The sequence below is a fragment of the Nocardioides antri genome (assembly GCF_008373765.1).
Classification (GTDB): domain Bacteria; phylum Actinomycetota; class Actinomycetes; order Propionibacteriales; family Nocardioidaceae; genus Nocardioides; species Nocardioides antri.
In genome coordinates this window covers 800,306-822,406 of the sequence record NZ_VUJW01000001.1, presented here as the reverse complement: position 1 = coordinate 822,406, position 22,101 = coordinate 800,306, and the positions used below count along the sequence as shown (strand labels likewise).

General features: G+C 71.0%; 21 protein-coding genes. 4 read left to right on the top strand and 17 right to left on the bottom strand.

The window, feature by feature from the left end:
- Window positions 1-75 precede the first annotated feature (75 nt).
- Window positions 76-1,542: a KamA family radical SAM protein gene (locus F0U47_RS04025; RefSeq protein WP_149748982.1), complete on the top strand. Its 1,467-nt coding sequence runs from the start codon at window positions 76-78 to the stop codon at window positions 1,540-1,542.
- Between the two features lie 23 nt (window positions 1,543-1,565).
- On the opposite strand, the gene F0U47_RS04020 is transcribed toward F0U47_RS04025, so the two are convergent.
- The gene (locus F0U47_RS04020; protein ID WP_246159418.1) at window positions 1,566-2,033 is read right to left on the bottom strand and encodes an Lrp/AsnC family transcriptional regulator; all 468 of its coding nucleotides are present in this window, start codon (window positions 2,031-2,033) and stop codon (window positions 1,566-1,568) included.
- A gap of 51 nt (window positions 2,034-2,084) precedes the next feature.
- On the opposite strand from F0U47_RS04020, the gene F0U47_RS04015 reads away from it, so the two are divergent.
- The gene (locus tag F0U47_RS04015; RefSeq protein ID WP_246159417.1) at window positions 2,085-3,020 is read left to right on the top strand and encodes a 5'-3' exonuclease; all 936 of its coding nucleotides are present in this window, start codon (window positions 2,085-2,087) and stop codon (window positions 3,018-3,020) included.
- On the opposite strand, the gene F0U47_RS04010 is transcribed toward F0U47_RS04015, so the two are convergent.
- The 11 genes from F0U47_RS04010 to pafA form a co-directional block, all read right to left on the bottom strand.
- Window positions 3,017-3,880 (bottom strand): alpha/beta fold hydrolase, encoded by an 864-nt coding sequence (locus tag F0U47_RS04010; RefSeq protein WP_149748981.1) that lies wholly within the window; start codon window positions 3,878-3,880, stop codon window positions 3,017-3,019. The two genes, F0U47_RS04015 and F0U47_RS04010, sit on opposite strands and share 4 nt — an antisense overlap.
- Window positions 3,881-3,949: 69 nt before the next feature.
- Window positions 3,950-4,843: an LLM class flavin-dependent oxidoreductase gene (locus F0U47_RS04005; RefSeq protein ID WP_246159416.1), complete on the bottom strand. Its 894-nt coding sequence runs from the start codon at window positions 4,841-4,843 to the stop codon at window positions 3,950-3,952.
- Window positions 4,844-4,851: 8 nt separating this feature from the next.
- Window positions 4,852-7,572 carry a DEAD/DEAH box helicase gene (locus F0U47_RS04000; protein ID WP_149748980.1) on the bottom strand — a complete coding sequence of 907 codons (2,721 nt, stop codon included), beginning with the start codon at window positions 7,570-7,572 and terminating at the stop codon, window positions 4,852-4,854.
- Window positions 7,569-8,450, bottom strand: a complete 882-nt coding sequence (locus tag F0U47_RS03995) for a diacylglycerol kinase (RefSeq protein ID WP_246159415.1) — start codon at window positions 8,448-8,450, stop codon at window positions 7,569-7,571. Before F0U47_RS03995 ends, F0U47_RS04000 begins: the two co-directional genes overlap by 4 nt.
- Window positions 8,451-8,459: 9 nt before the next feature.
- On the bottom strand, window positions 8,460-8,879 hold the full coding sequence (locus F0U47_RS03990; protein ID WP_149748979.1) for a hypothetical protein: 420 nt from the start codon (window positions 8,877-8,879) through the stop codon (window positions 8,460-8,462).
- Complete coding sequence (gene tatC / locus F0U47_RS03985; RefSeq protein WP_149748978.1) at window positions 8,876-9,712, bottom strand: twin-arginine translocase subunit TatC; 837 nt, start codon at window positions 9,710-9,712, stop codon at window positions 8,876-8,878. Before tatC ends, F0U47_RS03990 begins: the two co-directional genes overlap by 4 nt.
- A 13-nt stretch (window positions 9,713-9,725) precedes the next feature.
- The gene (gene tatA, locus F0U47_RS03980) at window positions 9,726-9,974 is read right to left on the bottom strand and encodes a twin-arginine translocase TatA/TatE family subunit (protein WP_149748977.1); all 249 of its coding nucleotides are present in this window, start codon (window positions 9,972-9,974) and stop codon (window positions 9,726-9,728) included.
- 54 nt (window positions 9,975-10,028) lie between these two features.
- Window positions 10,029-11,036, bottom strand: coding sequence for a helix-turn-helix transcriptional regulator (locus F0U47_RS03975; protein ID WP_149748976.1), 1,008 nt, complete (start codon window positions 11,034-11,036; stop codon window positions 10,029-10,031).
- On the bottom strand, window positions 11,033-11,995 hold the full coding sequence (locus F0U47_RS03970; RefSeq protein WP_149748975.1) for a helix-turn-helix transcriptional regulator: 963 nt from the start codon (window positions 11,993-11,995) through the stop codon (window positions 11,033-11,035). The genes F0U47_RS03975 and F0U47_RS03970 overlap by 4 nt, the downstream gene beginning before the upstream one ends.
- Before the next feature lie 29 nt (window positions 11,996-12,024).
- On the bottom strand, window positions 12,025-13,035 hold the full coding sequence (locus F0U47_RS03965) for an FKBP-type peptidyl-prolyl cis-trans isomerase (RefSeq protein WP_149748974.1): 1,011 nt from the start codon (window positions 13,033-13,035) through the stop codon (window positions 12,025-12,027).
- Between the two features lie 46 nt (window positions 13,036-13,081).
- On the bottom strand, window positions 13,082-14,443 hold the full coding sequence (gene pafA / locus F0U47_RS03960; protein ID WP_149748973.1) for a Pup--protein ligase: 1,362 nt from the start codon (window positions 14,441-14,443) through the stop codon (window positions 13,082-13,084).
- Window positions 14,444-14,501: 58 nt separating this feature from the next.
- On the opposite strand from pafA, the gene F0U47_RS03955 reads away from it, so the two are divergent.
- Window positions 14,502-15,920 carry an FAD-dependent oxidoreductase gene (locus F0U47_RS03955; RefSeq protein ID WP_149748972.1) on the top strand — a complete coding sequence of 473 codons (1,419 nt, stop codon included), beginning with the start codon at window positions 14,502-14,504 and terminating at the stop codon, window positions 15,918-15,920.
- Here the strand turns inward: F0U47_RS03955 and prcA are convergent, their stop codons facing one another.
- Genes prcA through dop form a run of 4 tightly spaced genes read right to left on the bottom strand, consistent with a single transcriptional unit; the run spans window position 15,921 to window position 19,368 of the window.
- A complete protein-coding gene (prcA, locus tag F0U47_RS03950) occupies window positions 15,921-16,805 on the bottom strand; it encodes a proteasome subunit alpha (protein ID WP_149748971.1) in 885 nt (294 codons plus the stop codon).
- Window positions 16,802-17,656 (bottom strand): proteasome subunit beta, encoded by an 855-nt coding sequence (prcB, locus tag F0U47_RS03945; RefSeq protein ID WP_149748970.1) that lies wholly within the window; start codon window positions 17,654-17,656, stop codon window positions 16,802-16,804. The genes prcA and prcB overlap by 4 nt, the downstream gene beginning before the upstream one ends.
- On the bottom strand, window positions 17,653-17,850 hold the full coding sequence (locus tag F0U47_RS03940; protein ID WP_149748969.1) for a ubiquitin-like protein Pup: 198 nt from the start codon (window positions 17,848-17,850) through the stop codon (window positions 17,653-17,655). Before F0U47_RS03940 ends, prcB begins: the two co-directional genes overlap by 4 nt.
- Window positions 17,851-17,859: 9 nt before the next feature.
- Window positions 17,860-19,368: a depupylase/deamidase Dop gene (gene dop, locus F0U47_RS03935; protein ID WP_149748968.1), complete on the bottom strand. Its 1,509-nt coding sequence runs from the start codon at window positions 19,366-19,368 to the stop codon at window positions 17,860-17,862.
- A gap of 80 nt (window positions 19,369-19,448) precedes the next feature.
- On the opposite strand from dop, the gene F0U47_RS03930 reads away from it, so the two are divergent.
- Window positions 19,449-20,282 (top strand): DUF1206 domain-containing protein, encoded by an 834-nt coding sequence (locus tag F0U47_RS03930; RefSeq protein WP_149748967.1) that lies wholly within the window; start codon window positions 19,449-19,451, stop codon window positions 20,280-20,282.
- Window positions 20,283-20,304: 22 nt separating this feature from the next.
- On the opposite strand, the gene arc is transcribed toward F0U47_RS03930, so the two are convergent.
- Entirely contained in the window at window positions 20,305-22,056 is a 1,752-nt protein-coding gene (arc, locus tag F0U47_RS03925) for a proteasome ATPase (RefSeq protein ID WP_149748966.1), read from the bottom strand.
- Between the last annotated feature and the right edge of the window lie 45 nt (window positions 22,057-22,101).

The following is a 22,101-nucleotide window of genomic DNA, read 5'->3' as shown; positions in this document are numbered from 1 at the left end:
CAATGATTCACTAGGCCGGAAATCGTCCGGCGTGTGGATGTTGCAGCCGGATTATCTTCACGTAGTCTGGCACATATGAGCATCGAGTCGTCGATCGCAGTCGGCATCCCCGAGCCCGCCGGTCAGCCCTATCCGTACACCCGGGTCGAGCTCACCGAGCCGGACTGGACCCGCTTCCCGGGGTGGCGCGACGTGACCGCGGAGGACTGGGCTTCGGTGCAGTGGCAGCGCGCGCACTGCGTCAAGAACATCAAGCAGCTCCGCGAGCTCCTCGGCGACCTCGTCGACGATCGCTTCTACGCCGACCTCGAGCGCGACCAGACCGAGCGGGCGACCATGTCCATGCTCGTCCCGCCGCAGATGCTCAACACGATGGCTCCGCACGTGCAGCCCTCCGGCCCCGGCTCGCTCACCGACGCGTTCTACGCCGACCCGATCCGTCACTACATGCTGCCCGTCTTCTCCGACCGGCGCACGGACTGGCCGTCCCACCCCCACGCAACCCGCGACTCGCTCCACGAGCACGACATGTGGGTGGCCGAGGGCCTGACCCACCGCTACCCCACCAAGGTGCTCGCCGAGCTGCTGCCGACCTGCCCGCAGTACTGCGGCCACTGCACCCGGATGGACCTCGTCGGCAACTCCACGCCGACGGTCGAGAAGCTCAAGTTCGTCGCCAAGCCGAACGACCGGCTGACCTCGATGCTCGACTACCTCCGCCGTACGCCGTCGGTGCGCGACGTCGTCGTCTCCGGCGGAGACGTCGCGAACATGCCGTGGCCCCGGCTCGAGGCGTTCCTCGACTCCCTGCTGGAGATCGAGAACATCCGCGACATCCGGCTCGCGACGAAGGCGCTGATCGGCCTCCCGCAGCACTGGGCCCAGCCCGACCTGGTCGACGGCCTCGGCCGCGTCGCGGCCACCGCTCGCAGCCGCGGCGTCTCGCTCGCGATCCACACCCACGCCAACCACGCGCAGTCGATCACGCCCGCGGTCGCCGACGCGGCGGCGCTGCTGCTCGACGCCGGCGTCCGCGACGTCCGCAACCAGGGCGTCATCCTCAACGGGGTCAACGCCGACCCGCACGCGCTGCTCGACCTGTGCTTCGCGCTCCTCGACGGCGCGCGGATCATGCCCTACTACTTCTACATGTGCGACCTGATCCCCTACAGCGAGCACTGGCGGATCTCGGTCGCCCAGGCGCAGCACCTGCAGCACCAGATCATGGGCTACCTGCCGGGCTTCGCCACGCCGCGGATCGTGTGCGACGTGCCGTTCGTCGGCAAGCGCTGGGTCCACCAGCTCGCCGACTACGACGTCGAGCGCGGCATCAGCTACTGGACCAAGAACTACCTGACCTCGATCGAGGCCGGCGACCCGCAGGCGCTGGAGCGCACGTACGAGTACTACGACCCGATCCACACGCTCCCGGCGGCTGGCCAGGCCTGGTGGGCGAGCCACGCCGACCTCGACGACTCGGCGCTGCGGGCCGCAGAGGTCGCCGAGGCCTCACGTCGTACGGCGGCGCTCCAGGCCCACTGAGGCCCCACTGGGACGGCCCGGCGTCAGCCGGTGACGGGCCGGTTCTCGTAGTACGTCGACAGCACGATCGTCGTGCGCGTGGAGACGTTGGCGGCGGCCCTGATCCGGGCCAGCAGCTCCTCGAGCTCCGACGGCGAGTGCGTGCGCACCTTGATGACGTAGGACTCCTCGCCCGCCACCGACCAGCACGACTCGATCTCCGGGAGCGGCTGCAACCGCTCGGGGCAGTCGTCGGGTTGGGACGGGTCGATCGGGCGGATCGCGATGAACGCGGTGAGCGGGAGCCCGATCTCGGCGTGGTTGACCGTCGCGCCGTAGCCCAGGATCAGGCCGCGCTGCTCCAGTCGCTTCACCCGCTGGTGCACCGCGGAGGTCGACAGTCCGGTCGCCTTCCCGAGGTCGGTGTAGGACATCCGGCCGTCCGTGGCCAGCAGTTCGAGGATCTGGCGATCGGTGGCCTCGACGGCGGAGGAACTGCTGTTCGGGCTCACGATCGCCACCCTAGGGCATCCGGTCGGGCCCGGGGCCTACGATTCGGCGTGATGGACACCTCTGCTGCGCCCGGGCGCCTCATGCTCCTCGACACCGCCTCGATGTACTTCCGCGCCTTCTTCGGCGCACCCGAGGCACTCGCGCCCGACGGCACCAACGTCAACGCCGTGCGGGGGATGGTGAGCTACATCGCCTACCTCGTCGAGCAGTACCGGCCGAGCCACCTGGTCTGCTGCTGGGACGACGACTGGCGACCGCAGTGGCGGGTCGACCTGCTGCCGACGTACAAGTCCCACCGGGTCGTCGTACCCGTCGAGGGCGCTCCGGACGTCGAGGAGGTCCCCGACCCGCTCGAGGCGCAGGTGCCGATCATCCGCGAGGTGCTGGACGCGTTCGGCATCGCCGTCGTGGGCGCCCCCGGCTACGAGGCCGACGACGTCATCGGCACCCTCGCGACGGGCGCCGGGCAGCCGGTCGACGTCGTGACCGGCGACCGCGACCTCTTCCAGCTCGTCGACGACGGTGCGGACGTGCGGGTGCTCTACATCGGCAAGGGTGTCAGCAAGCACGAGCGTGTGGACGAGGCCTGGGTGCTGGACAAGTACGGCGTCAGCGCCCGTCAGTACGCCGACTTCGCCACCCTGCGGGGTGACCCGTCCGACGGGCTGCCGGGCGTGAAGGGCGTGGGCGACAAGACGGCCGCCACCCTCCTCGGGCGGTTCGGCGACATCGCCGGCATCATCGCCGCTGCGGGCGACCCGGACAGCGACCTGGCGCCCGGACCGCGGCTGAAGATCAAGGACGCGGCTGACTACCTCGCCGTCGCGCCGACCGTCGTCGCTGTGGCGCGCGACCTGGACCTCCCGCGGGGCGACGCGCTCGCGTTGCCGAGCGCCCCTGCCGATCCCGACGCCGTGGCGACGCTGACCGAGCGCTGGGGGCTGGGCTCGCCGGTCGAGCGGCTGACGACCGTGCTCGCAGGCTAGCCCGCGAGCACGTCCTTCAGCCTCGCGGCGAACGCGGCCGGGTCGTTGGCCGGCGACCACTCGTTGGCGACGAAGCCGCCGTGGTCGCCCGGGAACTCGACCGCCTCCACGCCGAGGAGGGCCGCCAGGGCCTCGCCACCGCGGCGTGGCACGGCTGCTCCGCTGGTCGCACCGACCGCCGGCACGATCCGCACGCCGGAGGCGCGCAGGGCCTCGCCGTCGGGGTGGTACGGCGCCATCGTCATGTTGTGGGCGAGCAGCGGGTCGTCCCGGCGGCCGTCGTCCTCGCTGGAGAACCCGAACTGCTCCGGAGGCGGCGCCGGCTGGTCGAGGAAGTCCTCGGTGAGCACGCCCTCGTGCATGACGAGCTGGATGAACTTCGCCATCGCCGGCCCCTGGCCGCTGCGCTGGTAGGTGTCGACGATGTCCTTGTTGACGCGCTCGAGCACGGAGGCGTCCTCCAGCAGGGTCGAGAGCGGCGGCTCGTGGGCGACGACGGTGCCGACCTCGTCGGGGTGGGCCACCACCCAGGCCAGCGCGGCGACCGCTCCCCCGCTGGACGCGAAGACGTCGACGGGACCAAGGCCGGTCGCCTCCGCGACGCGGTGCACGTCGTCGGCGTGGGCCTCGAACGACACCTCGCCACCCTCCTCGAGCCGGCTGCGCTCGGTGACCCGGGGGTCGTAGGTGATGACGATGCGGTCGTCGAGGTGCGGCACCAGCTGCGCGAAGCCGGACGCGCCCATCGGCGAGCCGAAGACGAAGAGCGGCGGGTGGTCGGCAGGGGCGTCGGGCTCGTGCACGTCGTAGGTCAGGACGGCGCCCGGGACGGCGAGCGTGCGGGTGGTCGTGGTGGTCATCCGGCCTCCTCGAAGAAGTGTCTGCTGGGCTGACCCCAGAGTTCCACCGAACTCATCGCGCCTACAGGCTCAGGTCTTCCCGAGCCGGCTCAGGGCCTCGGCGTGGACCTCGGGGTCAGACCAGAAGCGGTCGCCGGGCTCACCCTCCGGCCAGTAGACGACGACCTCGTCGAAGCCGGCGGTGCTCGCCCGCTCGACGGCGTCGAGGAAGCTTCCCACGCTCTCGGTCGGCCGCAGCTTCCCGAACCCCACCAGCAGGGACCGGCGCGGTGTCGAGGGATCACGGCCGTGACGCTCGCACGCCGCGGTGAGACCCGCAGCCTGCTCGCCGACGCGGGTCCAGAACTCGTCGGGGGTCAGGTCGGCGACGCCGACCCCGCCGTACGTGCTCCAGCCGTCGCCGTGCCGGGCGACGAGGTCGAGCCCGCGCCGCCCGTGCGCCGCCAGCAGCAGGTGCGGGGCCGTGACGCCGGGTGGCAGCGGCAGCGTCTCGACACCTTCGAACGCCAGTCCACTGCCTCGCCATTCGGCCGCCTGGTCCCAGACCTGGCACAGGCCTTCCACCAGGTCGACGAACCGGTCCATCATCTCCGGCGCCGACGGGTGCGCCGCACGGTCGGCCGCCGCACACGCCGGTGAGCCGGCGCCCAGGCCGACGACCAGCCGGCCGCCGGAGATGTCGGTGACGGTGGCCATCGCGCGCGCCAGCGGCACCGGCGTCCGGTAGGCAGCGGACGCGACCAGCGTGCCGAGCTCGAGACGTCGGGTCACGCCGGACGCCGCCGCCAGGGTCGTGAACGCGTCCCCGAGCCATCGACCGGGCATGGTCGCATGGGTCAGGTGGTCGGCGACGTAGGCGACGTCGTACCCGACCTCCTCGATGGCACGGAACTCATCGCTGAGCTGGTGCCATGGACGGGTCTGGAGGACCATCGCACCCAGGCGCATGATCGATGGTGGCACGACCGCGATCAGTCGGTCGACACGATCCCCCGCCGGAGCAGGCCGACGGCCGCGCGCGCGGTCTTCCGCACCGGCGAGTCGCCGGCCGCGTCGGCGATCTGACCGGTGAAGTCGACGAGCTGCTTCATCTGGCGGACGAAGTCGCCGGCGGTGAGGTCGGCGCGGGTGAGGACCTCGTCGAGCGGGTCGCCCTCCGCCCACCGGTAGGCGGTCCACGCGAAACCGGCGTCCGGGGCCCGGAGGAAGGCGAGCCTGTGGTCCTTCTCGAGGCGCTCCAGCTCCCCCCAGAGGCGCTGCATCCGCTCGATCGTGCTCGCGATCGGCCCGCCCGGCACCCGAGGGGGCGACTCGTCGGGACGACGGGCCTCGTAGACGAGGGCCGACAGCACCGAGGCCAGCTGGGCCGGCGACAGGTCGTCCCACATCCCCTCGCGCAGCGCCTCCGCTGCCACGAGGTCGAGGTCGGAGTAGATGCGCATCAGCCCGCGTCCGCGATCGGTGACCCGGTCCTCATCGAGGTACCGGAGCGCGTCGAGCACCTCGCAGACCCGGTCGAACTGCCGGGCGACGGTGTTGGTACGACGCTCCACCCGCCGCGCGAGCGTCTCGGTGTCGCGCTGCAGCTTGAAGTAGCGCTCGGTCCAGCGCGCATGGTCCTCCCGCTCCGGGCAGCCGTGGCACGGGTGCGACCGCAGTCGCTCGCGGAGGGCGGAGACCTCGGACGCGACCGCGGGGTCGACCGACCCCTTCTCCAGACGTGGCCGGGTGACGGAGTGCGGGAGGTGCTCGACGGCCTGCCGGATCGAGTCCGCCACCTGCTTGCGCTGATGCGGGTTGCGGCCGTCGAACCGCTTCGGCAGCCGGATCCGGCCGACGGGCTCGACCGGCACCGGGAAGTCCGGCGCGGCCAGTCGCTTGGACTGCCGCGTGGCCGTCACCACGAGCGGACGGTGCCCGTGCTCGGAGAGGCCGGGCTCGACGACCACCGCCGGGCCGGCGTACTTGCCGGCGGGCACCACGATCACGTCCCCCGGCTTGAGCCGCTCGAGGGAGGTCGCCGCCTCGTCGCGCCGCTCGGCGCGGCGCGAGCGCTTCGCGTCCTTCTCGAGGTCGTTGACCTGGCGGCGGAGGTCGGCGTACTCCATGAAGTCGCCGAGGTGGCACTTGGCGGCCTCGGCGTAGCCGGCGAGCGCGTCCTCCGCCTTGCGGAGCTGGCGTGCGAGCCCGACCACGGCGCGGTCGGCCTGGAACTGGGCGAACGACTGCTCGAGCAGCTCCCGGGAGCGGTGGCGGCCGTACTGGTGCACCAGGTTGACCGCCATGTTGTAGGAGGGGCGGAACGAGGACCGGAGCGGGTAGGTGCGCGTCGACGCGAGACCGGCGACCTCCCGCGGGTTCATGCCCGGCTGCCACAGCACGATCCCGTGGCCCTCGACGTCGAGCCCGCGCCGTCCCGCCCGGCCGGTGAGCTGGGTGTACTCCCCCGGCGTGATGTCGGCGTGGGTCTCGCCGTTCCACTTCGTCAGCTTCTCCAGGACCACGGTGCGCGCCGGCATGTTGATGCCCAGCGCGAGGGTCTCGGTCGCGAAGACCACCTTGACCAGCCCGCGCAGGTAGAGCGCCTCGACGCACTCCTTGAACGCCGGCAGCATCCCCGCGTGGTGGGCGGCGACGCCGCGGCTCAGGGCGTCGAGGAACTCGTGGTACCCCAGCACGTCGAGGTCGGCGCCCGGCAGCTGGCCCACCGTCTGCTCGACGAACGAGATCACCTCGTCGCGCTGGTCGGCCGTCGTCAGGCGGAGGTTGGCGTCGACGCACTGCTCGACGGCGGCGTCGCACGCCGCCCGGCTGAAGATGAAGACGATCGCGGGGAGCATCGCCTCGCGCTCGAGCCGGTCGATGACGTCGATCCGCCCCGGGATCCACACCCGGCGGCCGTTGCCGACGCTGCGCGGGTTCTTGGACGACCCCGGCTTGCCCTTGCGGGGCGACCGGCGGTCGCGCATGAGGCGGGTGCTGGCCCAGTCGTCGCGCGCGATCCGCATCAGCTCGTCGTTGACCGGGGCGCCCTCCCGCACGAAGCCGGCCGACGCGTCCACGTCGGACGACGCGAACAGGTCGAGCAGGCGGCGCCCGACCATGACGTGCTGGTAGAGCGGCACCGGCCGCCGCTCGGCGACGATCGTGCGCGTCTCGCCGCGCACGGTCTCCAGCCACTCGCCGAACTCCTCGGCGTTCGACACGGTCGCCGACAGGGAGGCGACGGTCACCGACTCGGGGAGGTGGATGATCACCTCCTCCCAGACCGCGCCACGGGAGCGGTCCGCGAGGTAGTGCACCTCGTCCATCACCACGAAGCCCAGCCCGATCAGCGTCCGCGACCCGGCGTAGAGCATGTTGCGGAGCACCTCGGTGGTCATCACGACCACCGGCGCCTCGCCGTTGACGGTGGTGTCGCCGGTCAGCAGCCCGACCCGCTCGGGCCCGTAGCGGGCCACCAGGTCGTGGTACTTCTGGTTCGACAGCGCCTTGATCGGCGTCGTGTAGAAGCACTTCCGGCCGGTCTCGAGAGCCAGGTGGACGGCGAACTCCCCCACCAGGGTCTTGCCGGCGCCGGTCGGGGCCGCGACCAGCACCCCCTGTCCGGCCTCCAGGGCGCGGCAGCCCTCCACCTGGAAGTCGTCCAGCTCGAAGGCGTACGACGCCGCGAACTCCTCGAAGACGCTCATGCCAGCACCTTGAGCGCGCCGGGGACGCACTCGACGGTGAGCGGCAGGGCGCCGAACCGCTCGCCGTCGGCGTAGCCGACGATCCCCGGGCAGGCGACGGTGACCCGCCGCACCCGGTGCCGCGAGAACTGTGGGTGGTGCACGTGGGTCCCCTTGAACAGCTTCGGGTAGGTGCGCACGAGCTCGGGCTTGGTGACCGGCCCGATGACGATCACCTCGAGCAAGCCGTCGTCGAGTGACGCGCCCTCGGCGATCCGGAGGCCGCCGCCGAACGACGGGCCGTTGCCGACGGCGACCAGCGTCGCCTCGATCTGCTGGTGCTCGCCGTCCAGGTCCAGCTCGTAGTGGAGCGGCTCGAACGTGCGGAGCTCGGCGACGGTCGCCAGGTTGTAGCGCATCTGGCCCCGCGGCCACGACATCCGGTTGGCGCGCTCGTTGACGACGGCGTCGAAGCCCGCCGCGAGCACGGTGGCGAACCACCGGTCGCCCGAGCGGGCAAGGTCGATCCGCCGCGGTCGCCAGGCGAGCAGCCGGGCGGTCGCTGCAGCCGGGTCCCGCAGCGGGATGCCGACCGACCGGGCGGCGTCGTTGCCGGTGCCGGCCGGGAGGATGCCGAGCGGCAGGTCCGTCCCGGCGACCTCCTGGAGCGCGAGATGGACCAGCCCGTCGCCTCCGCACACCACCAGCGCGTCGACGTCGTCGACGACGGCCTTCCGCGCGAGATCGGCGGCCTCGGCAGCGTCGCGACCTTCGAGCAGCCGCACCCGCCAGCCCGCGCCGTGGAGCAGCGGCAGCGCCACGTCCCGCACCCGGCCCGCACGCCCCTTCCCCGCCGTGGGGTTGGTGAGGAAGGCGATCTCACGGATCTCACGGGTCACAGGGAGAACCTATCCGCCGCGGTCCCAGCCCGAGCCGTCGCGGGCGACCCGGAGCCGCACCGCGAAGTGGTCCGGCGGCGCGCCCACGGCCTTGGCGAGTCGCCCGACGACATCGAGGACGCGCGGGGCGGTGAAGTCCGTGCCGGGGGCGCCGAGCGTGAGCCGGTCGCCCCGTCGTACGACGTGGACCTGGCCGTGCCGCCACGCCTGGTGGATCTGGACCCGGGTCTCCTCGTCGGTGACCGCGACCGGGTAGGCGACGTCGCCCGCCATCAGGTCGCACGGCAGCTCGACGCCGGTCCTGTCGCTGCACAGCACGCCGGGGACGATCCCGTGGCGGAGCGGCCCCGCCGCCGACCAGGTGACCGGGTCGACGCCGAGCCATTCCGGCAGGTCGAACGCGTCGACCGCACTGCACCGTTCGGTCACAGCGGTGATGCCTCGTCGGGGCTGAGCCCGGCGTTGAGAGCGTGCTTGTCACGACGGCGGTCGTTGAGGCGGGCGATGACCTCCGAGATGGCGAACAGCACCACCATCGGCACCGCCATGAACGTCATCGTGAAGGGATCGCCGGACGGTGTGATCACGGCGGCGAAGACGAAGGTGCCGATGATGATCCAGGGCCGGTGCGCTCCGAGCGTCTTGCCCTTCACGATGCCGGCGAGGTTCAGCATTACGACGAAGACCGGGATCTCGAACGCAATGCCGAAGGCGAGCAGCGTGCGGATGAAGAACGTCAGGTAGTCGTTGAACTCGACCAGGTTGGTGAGGTCGGCCGGGGTGAAGCCGATGAGGACCTCGAGCCCCTTCGGGAGGGTGACGTAGCCGAGCACGATGCCGATGAAGAACAACGGTCCGGCGATCGCCCCGAATATCGCGGACCACTTCTTCTCGTTGCGGTGGAGGCCGGGCAGGATGAACGCCCAGATCTGGTAGAGCCACAGCGGGCTGGACCCGATCAGCGCGGCCAGGCCGCACAGCTTGAGGTAGAGCAGGAAGCCGCCGGCCGCGCCGGCGGTCGTCGCCTCGGTGCGCCCGTTCGGGAGCCTCTCCTGTGCCTCCAGATAGGGGTCGAGCACCAGTTGGAACAGCGGCTCGAAGAAGAAAAGCGCGACGACGAACGCGACGGTGATCGCGAGCGCGGCCTTCAGGATCCGGGCGCGGAGCTCGCGCAGGTGGTCGGACAGCGCCATCCGCCCGTCGGGGCCGACGGGGTGGACGGGTCTGCCGACGAAGAGCTGGACGACTCCCGTGAGCGACAAGTGCGGTCCGGGCTCAGCTGCTGTGCTTGTGCTGCTCGTCGACGATCTCGCCCTCGGTGACGTGGTCGTCAGCCGGCGGCAGCTCGCCCTTGGGCGTCTCGTCGTCGTCCTTCAGGCCCTTCGTCTCGGCCTTGAAGATCCGCAGCGCCTGGCCGGTCCCGCGGGCGAGCTCGGGCAGCTTCGCAGCACCGAAGATCAGGATGACGATCGCCAGGATGATCACCATCTCCCAGGTGCCCGGCATTCCGATCAGGGGAACCATGCTGCGACCAACTCTCGACTCGAGGAACTCGTGTGCTCCCATCGTACGCCGCGGTCAGCGATACAGCGCGAGGGTCTCCTGTGCTGTCGCCGTGAAAGTCTCGGTGAACTCTTCGGGAGCCACCACGGCGGCGTACGGCGCCAGCCTCAGCAGCAGCCGGATCAGCCAGCGCGGGTCGGCGACCGGCAGGTCCACCTCCAGCACGCCGTCGCCCTGCGGGCGAACCTCCTGCATCGGGTAGTAGTGCGGCACCCAGTCGGCCTGCGGCTGCAGCACCAGCGTCGCGACGGTGCCGCCCACCGGCAGCTCGCCCGAGAGCAGCCCCTCGGTGACCTCGCGCGGTGGGCGCGGCTCGGTCGCGATCGGGCTGTCGAGCACGGTCGCCTCGGTGATCCGGTCGAGCCGGAAGAGTCGCTCCGCCCCGGCCGTGTGGCACCAGGCGTCGAGGTAGCTGAAGCGTCCGTGCGGCACCACGCCGCGCGGATCGACCACCCGCTCGGAGAGCTCGTCGCGGGCCGGCACGTGGTAGGTCAGCCGCACCTGCTTCCGCTCGTCCGCAGCGCGTTGCAGGCTGTCGGCGAGCGCGAGCAGCGCCACCTCCTCCGAGCGGGCGTCCACCGCGATCCGGCGGGTCGCGGCGGCGCTCGTGGCCGCCGCCTCGAGCTTCGCGAGCACCCCGTCGATGATCGCCTGGGTCTCGGCGGTCGACACGTCCCGGAGGCTGTTGAGGGCGACCATCACCGCGGACGCCTCGGTCGGGCTGAGCCGGAGCGGCCGGGCGAGGTAGTCGGCGTTCTCGATCCGGATGACGCCGTCGCTGACCGGGCCGCCCTCGTCGGACTCGATCGCGTCGAGGTCCACGTCGATCAGGTCGTCGGGCAGGCCGCCCGGCAGGCCGCACATGAACAGCACCTTGAGGTCGGTGAGCACCTGCGCCGGTGTCGTCCCGAGCAGCTCGGCGGCGTCCGCCAGGCGCACCTCGTCGCGGTGGTGGAGGAACGGCACCAGGGTGAGCAGCCGCGCGACCTGGTCGCGGGCGCCAGGTGTGGGTGTCGTCGTCATCCGGCCACCGCCTCGAGGCGCCGGACGACCTCGGCGCGGAGCGCCGCCGGCTCCACCAGCACGACGTCCGGTCCGTGGTAGAGCACCTCGTCGACGAGCCCCCGCGCCGGCCGGTCCAGCTCCACGCAGTCCCAGGTCGTGCTGTCGTCCGGTCCCCGGACGCCCTCCTCGACGTGGCTGGCGCGCCTCCGGAAGCTGTGGCCGGCCCCCTTCCGGACCAGTAGCACGGCGCGCTCGGCCGCGGGCATCGGGGCGAGCCGGTCGATCACCTCCCGGAGGTCGGTGTCGGGCGGCACGTCGTACGCCCGGGCCGGACCGACCTTGCGCACGGGGCTGCACACCCGGTCCAGGCGGAAGACCCGCTCGGCGTCCCGGTCGGTGTCGAAGCCGACGAGGTACCAGCGGCCGGAGGTGCGCACGAGACCCCACGGCTGGACATGGCGCCGCCGCGGCTCCGGCTCGTCGGGCCGCTGGTAGTCGAACACGATCCGGGTGCGGTCGCAGACCGCCTCCCAGGTGGTGGCGAAGGCGGGCTCGTCGGCGTTCTGCCGGGGCTGGGCGATGTCGAGCGCGGTGAGGTCGACGTCGAGCCCGGCGGCGTTCAGCTTGCGCACCGCGTCGGTCGTGGCCTGCGCCATCGTCGCCTGCTGCCAGACGCGCGAGGCCAGGCTGACCACCGCGGCCTCCTCCGGCGTCAGCGAGACGTCCGGCAGCGCGAACTCGTCGGGCGGGATCCGGTAGCCGATCTCGTCGTCGAACAGCGGGTCCAGCTGGGCCACCTCGACCGGGATGCCGAGGCTGCGCAGCTCGTCCTTGTCGCGCTCGAACATCTTCTCGAACGCGTCCGGCCGGGAGTCCGGGTAGAGGAGCTCCCGGATGCGGTCCTTGGCGATCGGGCGCCGCTGCACCAGCAGCATGATGAGGAGGTTGAGGAGGCGCTCACTCTTCGGCGCGGGCATGGCCTCGATTCTGCCTGAGGGTGGGTGGGCTAGGCGGCAGCGAGGACGTCGACCACGAAGTAGAGGATGTCGTCACCCTTGATGTCCTTGCCCTGGCCCTGCTTGCCGTAGCCCTTGGCCGGCGGGATCTCGATCAGGATGCGGCTCCCCACCGGGACGCCGACGAGACCGTCGGACCAGCCCTCGATGACGGGGATGCCGGGGCCCTCGGCTCCGCCCACGTTGACCTTGAGCGGCTGCTTCTTCTTCGAGTAGCTCTCGTCGAAGGGCTGCTCGCCGCCCCAGGTCTGGCCGAGGTAGTCGACGATCGCGAGGTCACCCTTCTCGACCTTCGGGCCGGTGCCCTGGATCACCACGGCCGACCGGATCTCCTTGCCCTTCACGTCCGGCTTGGGGATGCCGGCGGAGCTCAGCCCCGTCGGCACGCCGTCGGTGGAGACGACCCGCGGTGCCCAGGCGGGTGCGGCCTTCTTCGCACCCTGCGGGCCGTCCAGGGTGGTCGCCTCGAGGTCCGCGACGACGACGATGCCGTCCTCGTTGCCGATCCCCAGCTCGCCCAGGAACAGGCCGGTGTCGCCCCACTCCTCCTTGACGTCCACGGTGAGGGCGAGGCGGGTGCCGAGGGTCATGCCCGGCTCGACCTGCTCGGCGACCAGGGCCGTGAGCAGGTCGAACGCGGCCTGGGGCGCGGCCTCCTCGCCCACGGTGATCAGCGCGGCGGTGCGGTCCTCGCCGTAGGTCTCGAGCGCGATCTGCTCGTCGAAGTCGGTGGACACGGCGAGGTTGGCCAGCACCTGGTCGCCCTCGACGATCTCGGCGCCGTCACCCTCCTCGAGGACCTCGGTCTGGGTCTCCCCCGACGCGAGCATCGCCTTCCACTCGAACTCCGGCAGCTCGCCGACCGGACCGGAGACCTCGACGGCGTCGAACCCCTCGGCGGTCTCCTCCTCGGGGGAGTCGTCACCGCAGGCCGACAGCACGGCAAGGGCGAACAGCGTTGCGGTGGCGGCTGCTACGGGGCGGGTCAGTCGGCTCAGCACGCCGAAACCCTACAAGTTGGATGGTCCCGCCGCGCTGCCGGCTGAGCTACATGCCGTCGATCAGGCGCTGCACCCGCTCGTCGTAGGCCCGGAACGGGTCCTTGCACAGGACCGTGCGCTGGGCCTGGTCGTTCAGCTTGAGGTGGACCCAGTCCACCGTGAAGTCGCGACGGCGCTCCTGCGCCTTGCGGATGAACTCGCCGCGGAGGCGGGCGCGGGTGTTCTGCGGCGGCACCGACTTGGCCTCGAAGATCCGCAGGTCGGTAGTGACCCGCGCGACGGCTCCGCGCTTCTCGAGCAGGTAGTAGAGGCCGCGGTTGCGGTGGATGTCGTGGTAGGCGAGGTCGAGCTGGGCGACCCGGGGGTGGCTCAGCGGCAGCCCGTGCTTCGCCCGGTAGCGGTCGATCAGCTTCCACTTGATCACCCAGTCGATCTCGCGGTCGACGAGGCCGAGGTCGTCGGACTCGATCGCCTTGAGACCGCGCTCCCAGAGGTCGAGCGTGCGCTCGATCACCGGCGTGGCGATCCCTCGGCGGTCCACGAAGTCGCGGGCCTTCTGGAGGTACTCCCCCTGGATCTCCAGCGCGCTCGCCTCGCGCCCGTTGGCCAGGCGCACCTTGCGCCGGCCGGTGACGTCGTGGGAGATCTCGCGGATCGCGCGGATCGGGTTCTCCATCGTGAGGTCGCGCATCACCACACCCTCCTCGATCATCCGCAGCACCAGGTCGCAGGAGGCCACCTTGAGCATCGTGGTGGTCTCGCTCATGTTGCTGTCGCCGACGATCACGTGGAGGCGGCGGTACTTCTCCGCGTCCGCGTGGGGCTCGTCGCGGGTGTTGATGATCGGTCGGCTGCGGGTGGTCGCGCTGGAGACGCCCTCCCAGATGTGCTCGGCCCGCTGGCTGACGGAGTACGACGTGCCTCGCGGCGTCTGGGTGACCTTGCCGGCGCCCACGATGATCTGCCGGGTGACCAGGAACGGGATGAGCACGTCGGCGAGCCGGCTGAACTCGCCCGCCCGGCTGACCAGGTAGTTCTCGTGGCAGCCGTAGGAGTTGCCGGCCGAGTCGGTGTTGTTCTTGAAGAGGTAGATCTCGCCGGCGATGCCCTCGTCGTGGAGCCGCTGCTCGGCGTCGAGGAGGAGACCCTCGAGCACCCGCTCCCCCGCCTTGTCGTGGGTCACGAGCTCGACGACGTCGTCGCACTCGGGCGTGGCGTACTCCGGGTGGCTGCCCACGTCGAGGTAGAGACGGGCGCCGTTGCGCAGGAAGACGTTGCTCGAACGGCCCCAGGACACGACCTTGCGGAAGAGGTAGCGGGCCACCTCGTCGGGGCTGAGCCGCCGCTGTCCCTTGAACGTGCACGTGACGCCGTACTCGTTCTCGATCCCGAAGATCCGGCGGTCCATGCCGCAACAGTACGGGGTGCGCGGAGCAGCAGGGGGTACCTCCGCCGATATGACTGGCATGACTCCGATCTGGCTGGACCGACCGCGTGCGACCCATCCGAAGCTCACCGGCACAGCGACGTACGACGTCGTCGTGGCGGGCGCCGGCGTCACCGGGCTGCTGACCGGGCTGCTGCTGGCGCGAGCCGGTCTCCGGGTCGCCGTGCTCGAGGCCAGGCAGGTCGCCGACGGCACCACCGGCCACACCACCGCCAAGGTGAGCGTCCTGCAGGGGACCCGGCTCTCCCAGGCACTGCGGACCAACCGGCCGTCGATCGTGCGTGACTACGTCACCGCCAACCAGGAGGGCCAGGCGTGGCTGCGGCGGTTCTGCGACGCCCACGACGTCCCCCACCAGGACCGGCCCGCCTACACCTACGGCACCACCCGGCCCGGCGAGCTGCGGGCGCGGGCGGAGCTGTCGGCGGCGAGCCTGGTCGGCCTCGACGTGACGTGGGAGGAAGCCACCGAGCTGCCGTTCCCCATCCGCGGAGCGGTCCGCCTCGCCGACCAGATGCAGCTGCACCCGCTCGACCTGGTGGACGCGCTGGTGGCGCAGCTCCTCGCCGAGGGCGGCGAGCTCTTCGAGCACTCCCGGCTCACCGACGCCCGACGCACGGCCGACGGCGTGACGGTGACGACGGACGACGCCAACGTGACCGCGCGGCACCTGGTGCTCGCCACCGGCCAGCCGGTGCTGCGCCGGCACGGCTTCTTCGCCCGGTTGAAGCCTCAGCGGTCCTACGCCGCCGCGCTGCGCTCCCCCTGGGTCCCGCGCGGCATGTACCTCTCCGCCGAACAGCCGACCCGGTCGCTCCGGTCGCTGCCCGTCAACGGTGGCGACGAGCTGCTGCTCGTGGGCGGCAGCGGTCACGTCACGGGGAGGGCCCAGTCGGAGGCGGAGCACCTCGAGGAGCTGCTCACCTGGGCTCGGTCAACCTTCGGCGGCGAGGTCACCCACACCTGGTCGGCGCAGGACCACGCCTCGGTCACGGGGCTCCCGTACGTCGGCCCGATGCTGCCCCGCGACCACTCGATCTGGGTGGCGACCGGCTTCGACAAGTGGGGCCTCGCGGCAGCGCCCGCCGCTGCCCTGCTGCTCTCGAAGACGCTGCTCGAGGAGGGCGGGGCCGGCGAGCGGCCCCCGTGGCACCGGGCGTTCAGCACCTGGACGCCCCGTGAGGCGATCGGCGCGGGCCGGGCTGCCCTCTTCAACGGCGAGGTCGGCGTCGAGCTGGCCAAGGACGTCGTACGCCGGAAGTGGCGGGACGCCGAGCAGGCCGACCCGCCCGTCCGCGGCCTCTGCACCCACCTCGGCGGCGCTGTGCGCTGGAACGATGCCGAGCGGTCGTGGGACTGCCCGCTCCACGGGTCCCGGTTCGCCCCCGACGGGTCGGTGCTCGAGGGGCCCGCGGTGTGCGGCTTGCGGAAGCTCTGACTAGAGCGGCGGCGCGATCGGCGGCTCGCCCGAGTCCGGGTCCTCCAGCGGGGGCACGTTGCCGCTGACCTGGTCCGTCGGGTCGGCCGGGTCGTCGGTCGTCGGCGCCGCGTGCCTCGGAGCAACCGACGACGGGCTGTCGGGACCGGCCTCCGGGGCGGCGTGCTCGCTCGGACCGCGTTCGCCCAGGAGCGTCTCGATGCGCGACGGCCTGATCCGCGCGAACTTGCGCGGCTGGACCCGGGTCCGGTCGAGCACCGCGACCTCGAGGTCACCCACCGGGATCACCCGGTCGGTCGTCTGCCCGCCCTCGGTCGAGTGGCCCAGGGCAGCGACGGCGACCCTGAGCGCGTTGTCGAGCGTGGCGCCCTCGCGGTAGTGCTCGGCGAGGTAGGACGCGACCGTCTCGGCGTCACCGCCCATGACGGCGTAGCCGTGCTCGTCGCCGACCCGGCCCTCGTAGGTCAGCCGGTAGATCTGGTCCTCCTCGGCGCTCGCGCCGACCTCGGCGACGAAGATCTCGACCTCGTAGGGCTTCTCGCCGCCGCTGGAGAAGATCGTGCCGAGCGTCTGGGCGTACGCGTTGGCGAGGCCGCGCCCGGTCACGTCCCGGCGGTCGTAGGAGTAGCCCCGCATGTCGGCGAGGCGGACACCGGCGATCCGGAGGTTCTCGAACTCGTTGTAGCGGCCGACAGCGGCGAACGCGAGCCGGTCGTAGAGCTCCGACACCTTGTGCAGCGCCTGGGAGGGGTTCTCGGTCACGAAGAGCACGCCGTCGGCGTACTGCACGGCGACCAGGGACCGACCGCGGGCGATGCCCTTGCGCGCGAAGTCGGCCCGGTCCTTCATCAGCTGCTCGGGCGAGACGTAGAACGGCATGCTCATCGCGGCGCCTCCTGGTCGGGCAGGGCGAGCGGGGCGACCGGGCCGTCCGGCCGGGTCATCCGGGCGCCCACGACGCGGTCGGCGAGCTCGGCGATCTCGTCCTCGGGGAGCTTGCGGCCGCCGTCGACGGTGACGACGTGGATGATCGGGAAGATCCGGCGGGTCAGGTCGGGCCCGCCCGTCGCGGAGTCGTCGTCGGCGGCGTCGTAGAGCGCCTGCAGCGCGAGCGTCACGCACTCGGTCTCGCTGAGATCCTCGCGGTAGAGCTTCTTCATGGCCCCGCGGGCGAACAGGCTGCCCGAGCCGACGGTGAAGAAGTGCGTCTCCTCGTGGCGGCCACCGGTGACGTCGTAGCCGAAGATCCGGCCGATCCCGCGGTCCAGGTCGAAGCCGGCGAACATGGGTACGACGGCGAGCCCCTGCATCGCCATCCCGAGGTTGGCGCGGATCAGCGCCGACAGCCGGTTGGCCTTGCCGTCGAGCGAGAGGATGCTGCCCTCGATCTTCTCGTAGTGCTCGAGCTCCACCTGGAACAGCCGCACCATCTCGACCGCCAGGCCTGCGGTGCCGGCGATGCCGACGACGGAGTACTCGTCGGCGGGGAAGACCTTGTCGATGTCGCGCTGGGCGATGACGTTGCCCATCGTCGCGCGCCGGTCACCGGCCATCACCAGGCCGCCGGGGAAGGTCGCCGCGACGATCGTGGTGCCGTGCGGTGCGAGGTCGGCGGCGCTGCCGGGGGGCAAGGACCGCCGCGCGGGGAGCAGGTCCGGCGCCTGCTCGCTCAGGAACTCGCTGAAGGACGATGTGCCCGGCCGCATGTAGCTGGCCGGGATCCGGGCGTCGTTCATTCGCCGCCCTTCTGGATGAACGACTTGACGAAGTCCTCGGCGTTGGTCTCGAGCACGTCGTCGATCTCGTCGAGGATCGCGTCGACGTCGTCGTCGAGGGCTTCCTTGCGCTCGGCGACGTCGGACTCAGGGGCGACCTCGGTCGCTTCCTGCTCCTCACCGCTCTTGCGCGGCTGCTTCTGCTCCTGTGCCATGCCGAGAGCCTAGCGAGTCAGTGCAGAGACGAGAGCCTCTGCCGTGTCACAGGCGTCGATCAGCTGGCCGACGTGGGCCTTGCTGCCCCGCAGCGGGTCCATCGTGGGCACCCGCTGGAGCGACTCCCGGCCGGGCAGGTCGAAGATCACGGAGTCCCACGACGCGGCGGCGACGTGAGCGGCGTACTTCTCCAGACACCGGCCGCGGAAGTAGGCGCGGGTCTGCTCGGGCGGCTCGGTCATCGCCCGCTCGACCACCTCGTCGTCGAGGAGGCGCTGGATCCGGCCGGCGTTGACCAGGCGGTGGTAGAGGCCCTTCTCCGGCCTGATGTCGGAGTACTGGTAGTCGATCAGCTGGAGCTTGGCGTCGTCCCAGTCGAGCCCGTCACGGGAGCGGTACTGCTCGAGCAGCTTCAGCTTGGCGACCCAGTCGAGCTGGTCGGCGAGGGACATCGGGTCGCGCTCGAGCCGGTCGAGCACGTCCTCCCACCGGGCGAGCACGTCGAGGGTCTGCTCGTCGGCGTCGGCGCCGAGCCGGTCCTCGACGTACTTCTTGGCCAGGTCGAGGTACTCCAGCTGCAGCTGGACGCCCGTCAGCCGCCGACCGTCGGACATCGTGATCGTCTGGCGCAGCGTGGGGTCGTGGGAGACCGCACGGAGCGAGGAGACCGGCGTGTCGACGGTGAGGTCGCGACCGATGAACCGGTCCTCGATCATCGACAGCACCAGGGCGGTCGTGCCGATCTTGAGGTAGGTCGAGATCTCGGAGAGGTTGGCGTCGCCGATGATCACGTGGAGCCGGCGGTACTTCTCCGGGTCGGCGTGCGGCTCGTCGCGGGTGTTGATGATCGGCCGCTTGAGCGTCGTCTCGAGCCCGACCTCGACCTCGAAGTAGTCGGCGCGCTGGCTGATCTGGTAGCCGTGCTCGCGCCCGTCCTGCCCCATGCCCACCCGGCCGGCGCCGCAGACCACCTGGCGGCTGACGAAGAACGGCGTCAGGTGGCGCACGATGTCGGCGAACGGCGTCGAGCGTCGCATCAGGTAGTTCTCGTGGGCGCCGTACGACGCTCCCTTGTTGTCGGTGTTGTTCTTGTAGAGCACGATCGACGGGTTGCCGGGCAGCTGCTGGGCGAGCCTGGCGGCGTCGAGCATCACCTGCTCCCCCGCCTTGTCCCACCGGACCACGTCGAGCGGCGAGACGACCTCGGGCGTGGAGTACTCCGGATGGGCGTGGTCGACGTACAGCCGCGCGCCGTTGGTCAGGATGACGTTCGCAAGCCCGAGGTCCTCGTCGGTCAGCTGGCTCGGGTCGGCCACCTGCCGGGACATGTCGAACCCGCGGGCGTCCCGCAACGGGGACTCCTCCTCGAAGTCCCAGCGCGCGCGCCGGGCACGCACCGTGGCGGAGGCGTAGGCGTTGACCACCTGCGACGACGCGACCATCGGGTTCGCGGTGGGCATGCCCTGGACCGAGATGCCGTACTCGACCTCGGTGCCCATCACGCGGCGGACGCTCATGGATCCAGCGTACGCGGGCACACGTCCCGACCAGACGCATGGCGGGCGTGGCAACCGGGTAATGAGGGGCCGGAGGGCAGATGACTACTCAAGATGCGGCCGGCACAGCGGCCGAGGACAAGGCGCAACAGGCCAGGAACAATCCGGCGCTGGAGTGGCTGGCGAAGATCGGCACCGCGATCTACGGCGTGACGTACGTCGTCGTCGGCTGGCTCGCCCTCCAGATCGCGTTCGGGGAGCCGGCCGGACGAGCTTCCGGACAGGGCGCGCTGCGGGAGATGTCGCAGCAGCCCTTCGGGGAGACCATTCTCTGGATCGCCTGCATCGGGTTCGTCGCGCTGGTGGTCTGGAAGATCTGCGAGGCCGTCGCCGGTCACGACGAGGAGGACGGCCGCAAGCTCGTGGCCGCCCGCGCCATGTCGGCCGGCAAGGCAGTCGTCTTCGCGCTCCTGGCGGTCCTGGCCTTCCAGACCGTCACCGGCTCCTCCAGCGGCGGGAGCAGCGAGGACGGCTACACCGCGACGATCATGAAGATGCCGCTCGGGCCGGTGCTGGTCGTGGCCGTCGGCATCGCGATCATCGGCTACGGCGTCTACAGCGCCTACAAGGGGCTGACGGACAAGTGGCGGAAGAGCCTCGAGTCCGGCGGCCGCACCGGTGACATCGGCACCGCCATCACTGTCCTGGCCCGAGTCGGGTACTCCAGCCGCGGACTGGCGTTCGCCGTGATCGGCGGGCTCTTCGTCTGGGCCGGTTTCACCCACGACGCCGACAAGTCCGGCGGGCTCGACCAGGCGCTGCTGACGCTCCGGGACGCCCCGTTCGGCAAGGCGCTGCTGGTCGCCGTCGCGATCGGGCTCGCGGCGTACGGCGTCTACAACGTCGCCAAGGCGTGGTACCTCAAGCAGCGTTGACCCGCGGACCGGCCGTTGGCCCTCAGAGGTACTGGCCCGTGTTGGACACGGTGTCGATCGACCGTCCCGGCTCGGTGCCCTGCTTGCCGGTGATGAGTGTGCGGATGAACACGATCCGCTCGCCCTTCTTGCCGGAGATCCGCGCCCAGTCGTCGGGGTTGGTCGTGTTGGGCAGGTCCTCGTTCTCCTTGAACTCGTCGACGCACGCCTGGAGCAGGTGGGAGATCCGCAGGCCCTTCTGGTCGTGGTCGATGAAGTCCTTGATCGCCATCTTCTTGGCGCGGTCGACGATGTTCTGGATCATCGCGCCCGAGTTGAAGTCCTTGAAGTACAGGACCTCCTTGTCGCCGTTGGCGTAGGTGACCTCGAGGAAGCGGTTCTCCTCGGTCTCGGAGTACATCCGCTCGACCGCGGCCCGGATCATGCCGTTCACCGTGGCCTGCCGGTCCCCGCCGAACTCGGCGAGGTCGTCGGCGTGGAGCGGCAGGTTCGTCGTGAGGTACTTGGTGAAGATGTCGCGCGCCGACTCGGCGTCAGGGCGCTCGATCTTGATCTTCACGTCGAGCCGGCCCGGGCGCAGGATCGCGGGGTCGATCATGTCCTCGCGGTTGGAGGCACCGATCACCAGCACGTTCTCGAGCAGCTCGACGCCGTCGATCTCGCTCAGCAGCTGCGGGACGATGGTGTTCTCGACGTCGGACGAGACGCCCGACCCGCGGGTCCGGAAGAGGGAGTCCATCTCGTCGAAGAACACGATGACCGGCGTGCCGCTGCTGGCCTTCTCGCGGGCGCGCTGGAAGACCAGCCGGATGTGCCGCTCGGTCTCGCCGACGTACTTGTTGAGCAGCTCGGGGCCCTTGATGTTGAGGAAGTAGGACTTGCCCTCGGCGCCCGTCTTCGCCGCGACCTTCTTGGCCAAGGAGTTGGCGACGGCCTTGGCGATCAGCGTCTTGCCGCAGCCCGGCGGGCCGTAGAGCAGGATGCCCTTCGGCGGCTTCAGCTCGTGCTCCGCGAACAGCTCGGGGTAGAGGTAGGGCAGCTCGACCGCGTCCTGGATCATCTCGATCTGGTTGCCGAGGCCGCCGATGGTCTCGTAGGTGATGTCCGGGACCTCTTCGAGGACGAGCTCCTCGACCTCCGACTTCGGCACCCGCTCGTAGACGTAGCCGGCTCGCGCGTCGAGCAGCAGGGAGTCGCCGGCGCGGAGGGTCTGGCCGACCAGCGGTTCCGCGAGGCGTACGACGCGCTCCTCGTCGGCGTTGGCGATCACGAGGACCCGCTCCCCGTCGGCGAGCAGCTCCTTGAACATCACGACCTCGCCGATCGTCTCGTAGTCGAACGCGGCGACGACGTTCAGTGCCTCGTTGAGCATGACCTCTTGGCCGCGCCGGAGCTGGTCGAGGTCGACGTTGGGGCTGACGCTCACCCGCAGCTTGCGGCCACCGGTGTAGACGTCGACCGAGTCGTCCTCGTTGCGCTGGAGGAACGTGCCGAAGCCGGCCGGGGGCTGGGCGAGGCGGTCGACCTCCTCCTTCAGCTTGAGGATCTGGTCACGGGCCTCACGCAGTGTGCCGGCGAGCCGCTCGTTCTGCGCAGTCACGGCCGCGAGCGACCGCTGCGCGTCGGCGAGACGGAGCTCGAGGGACCGGGACGAGCCGCCCGGGATGTCGGTCAGACGATGGCGCAGGTCGTGGACCTCGGCCTCGAGGTAACGAACCTGGTCCTCGAGCTCCTCACGGCTCTGTCGACGCCCGTCGGCTCCCGTGTTCGACATCCGCACACCTCCTGTAGTCCGATACCAACCTACTCGGCGGGTTGT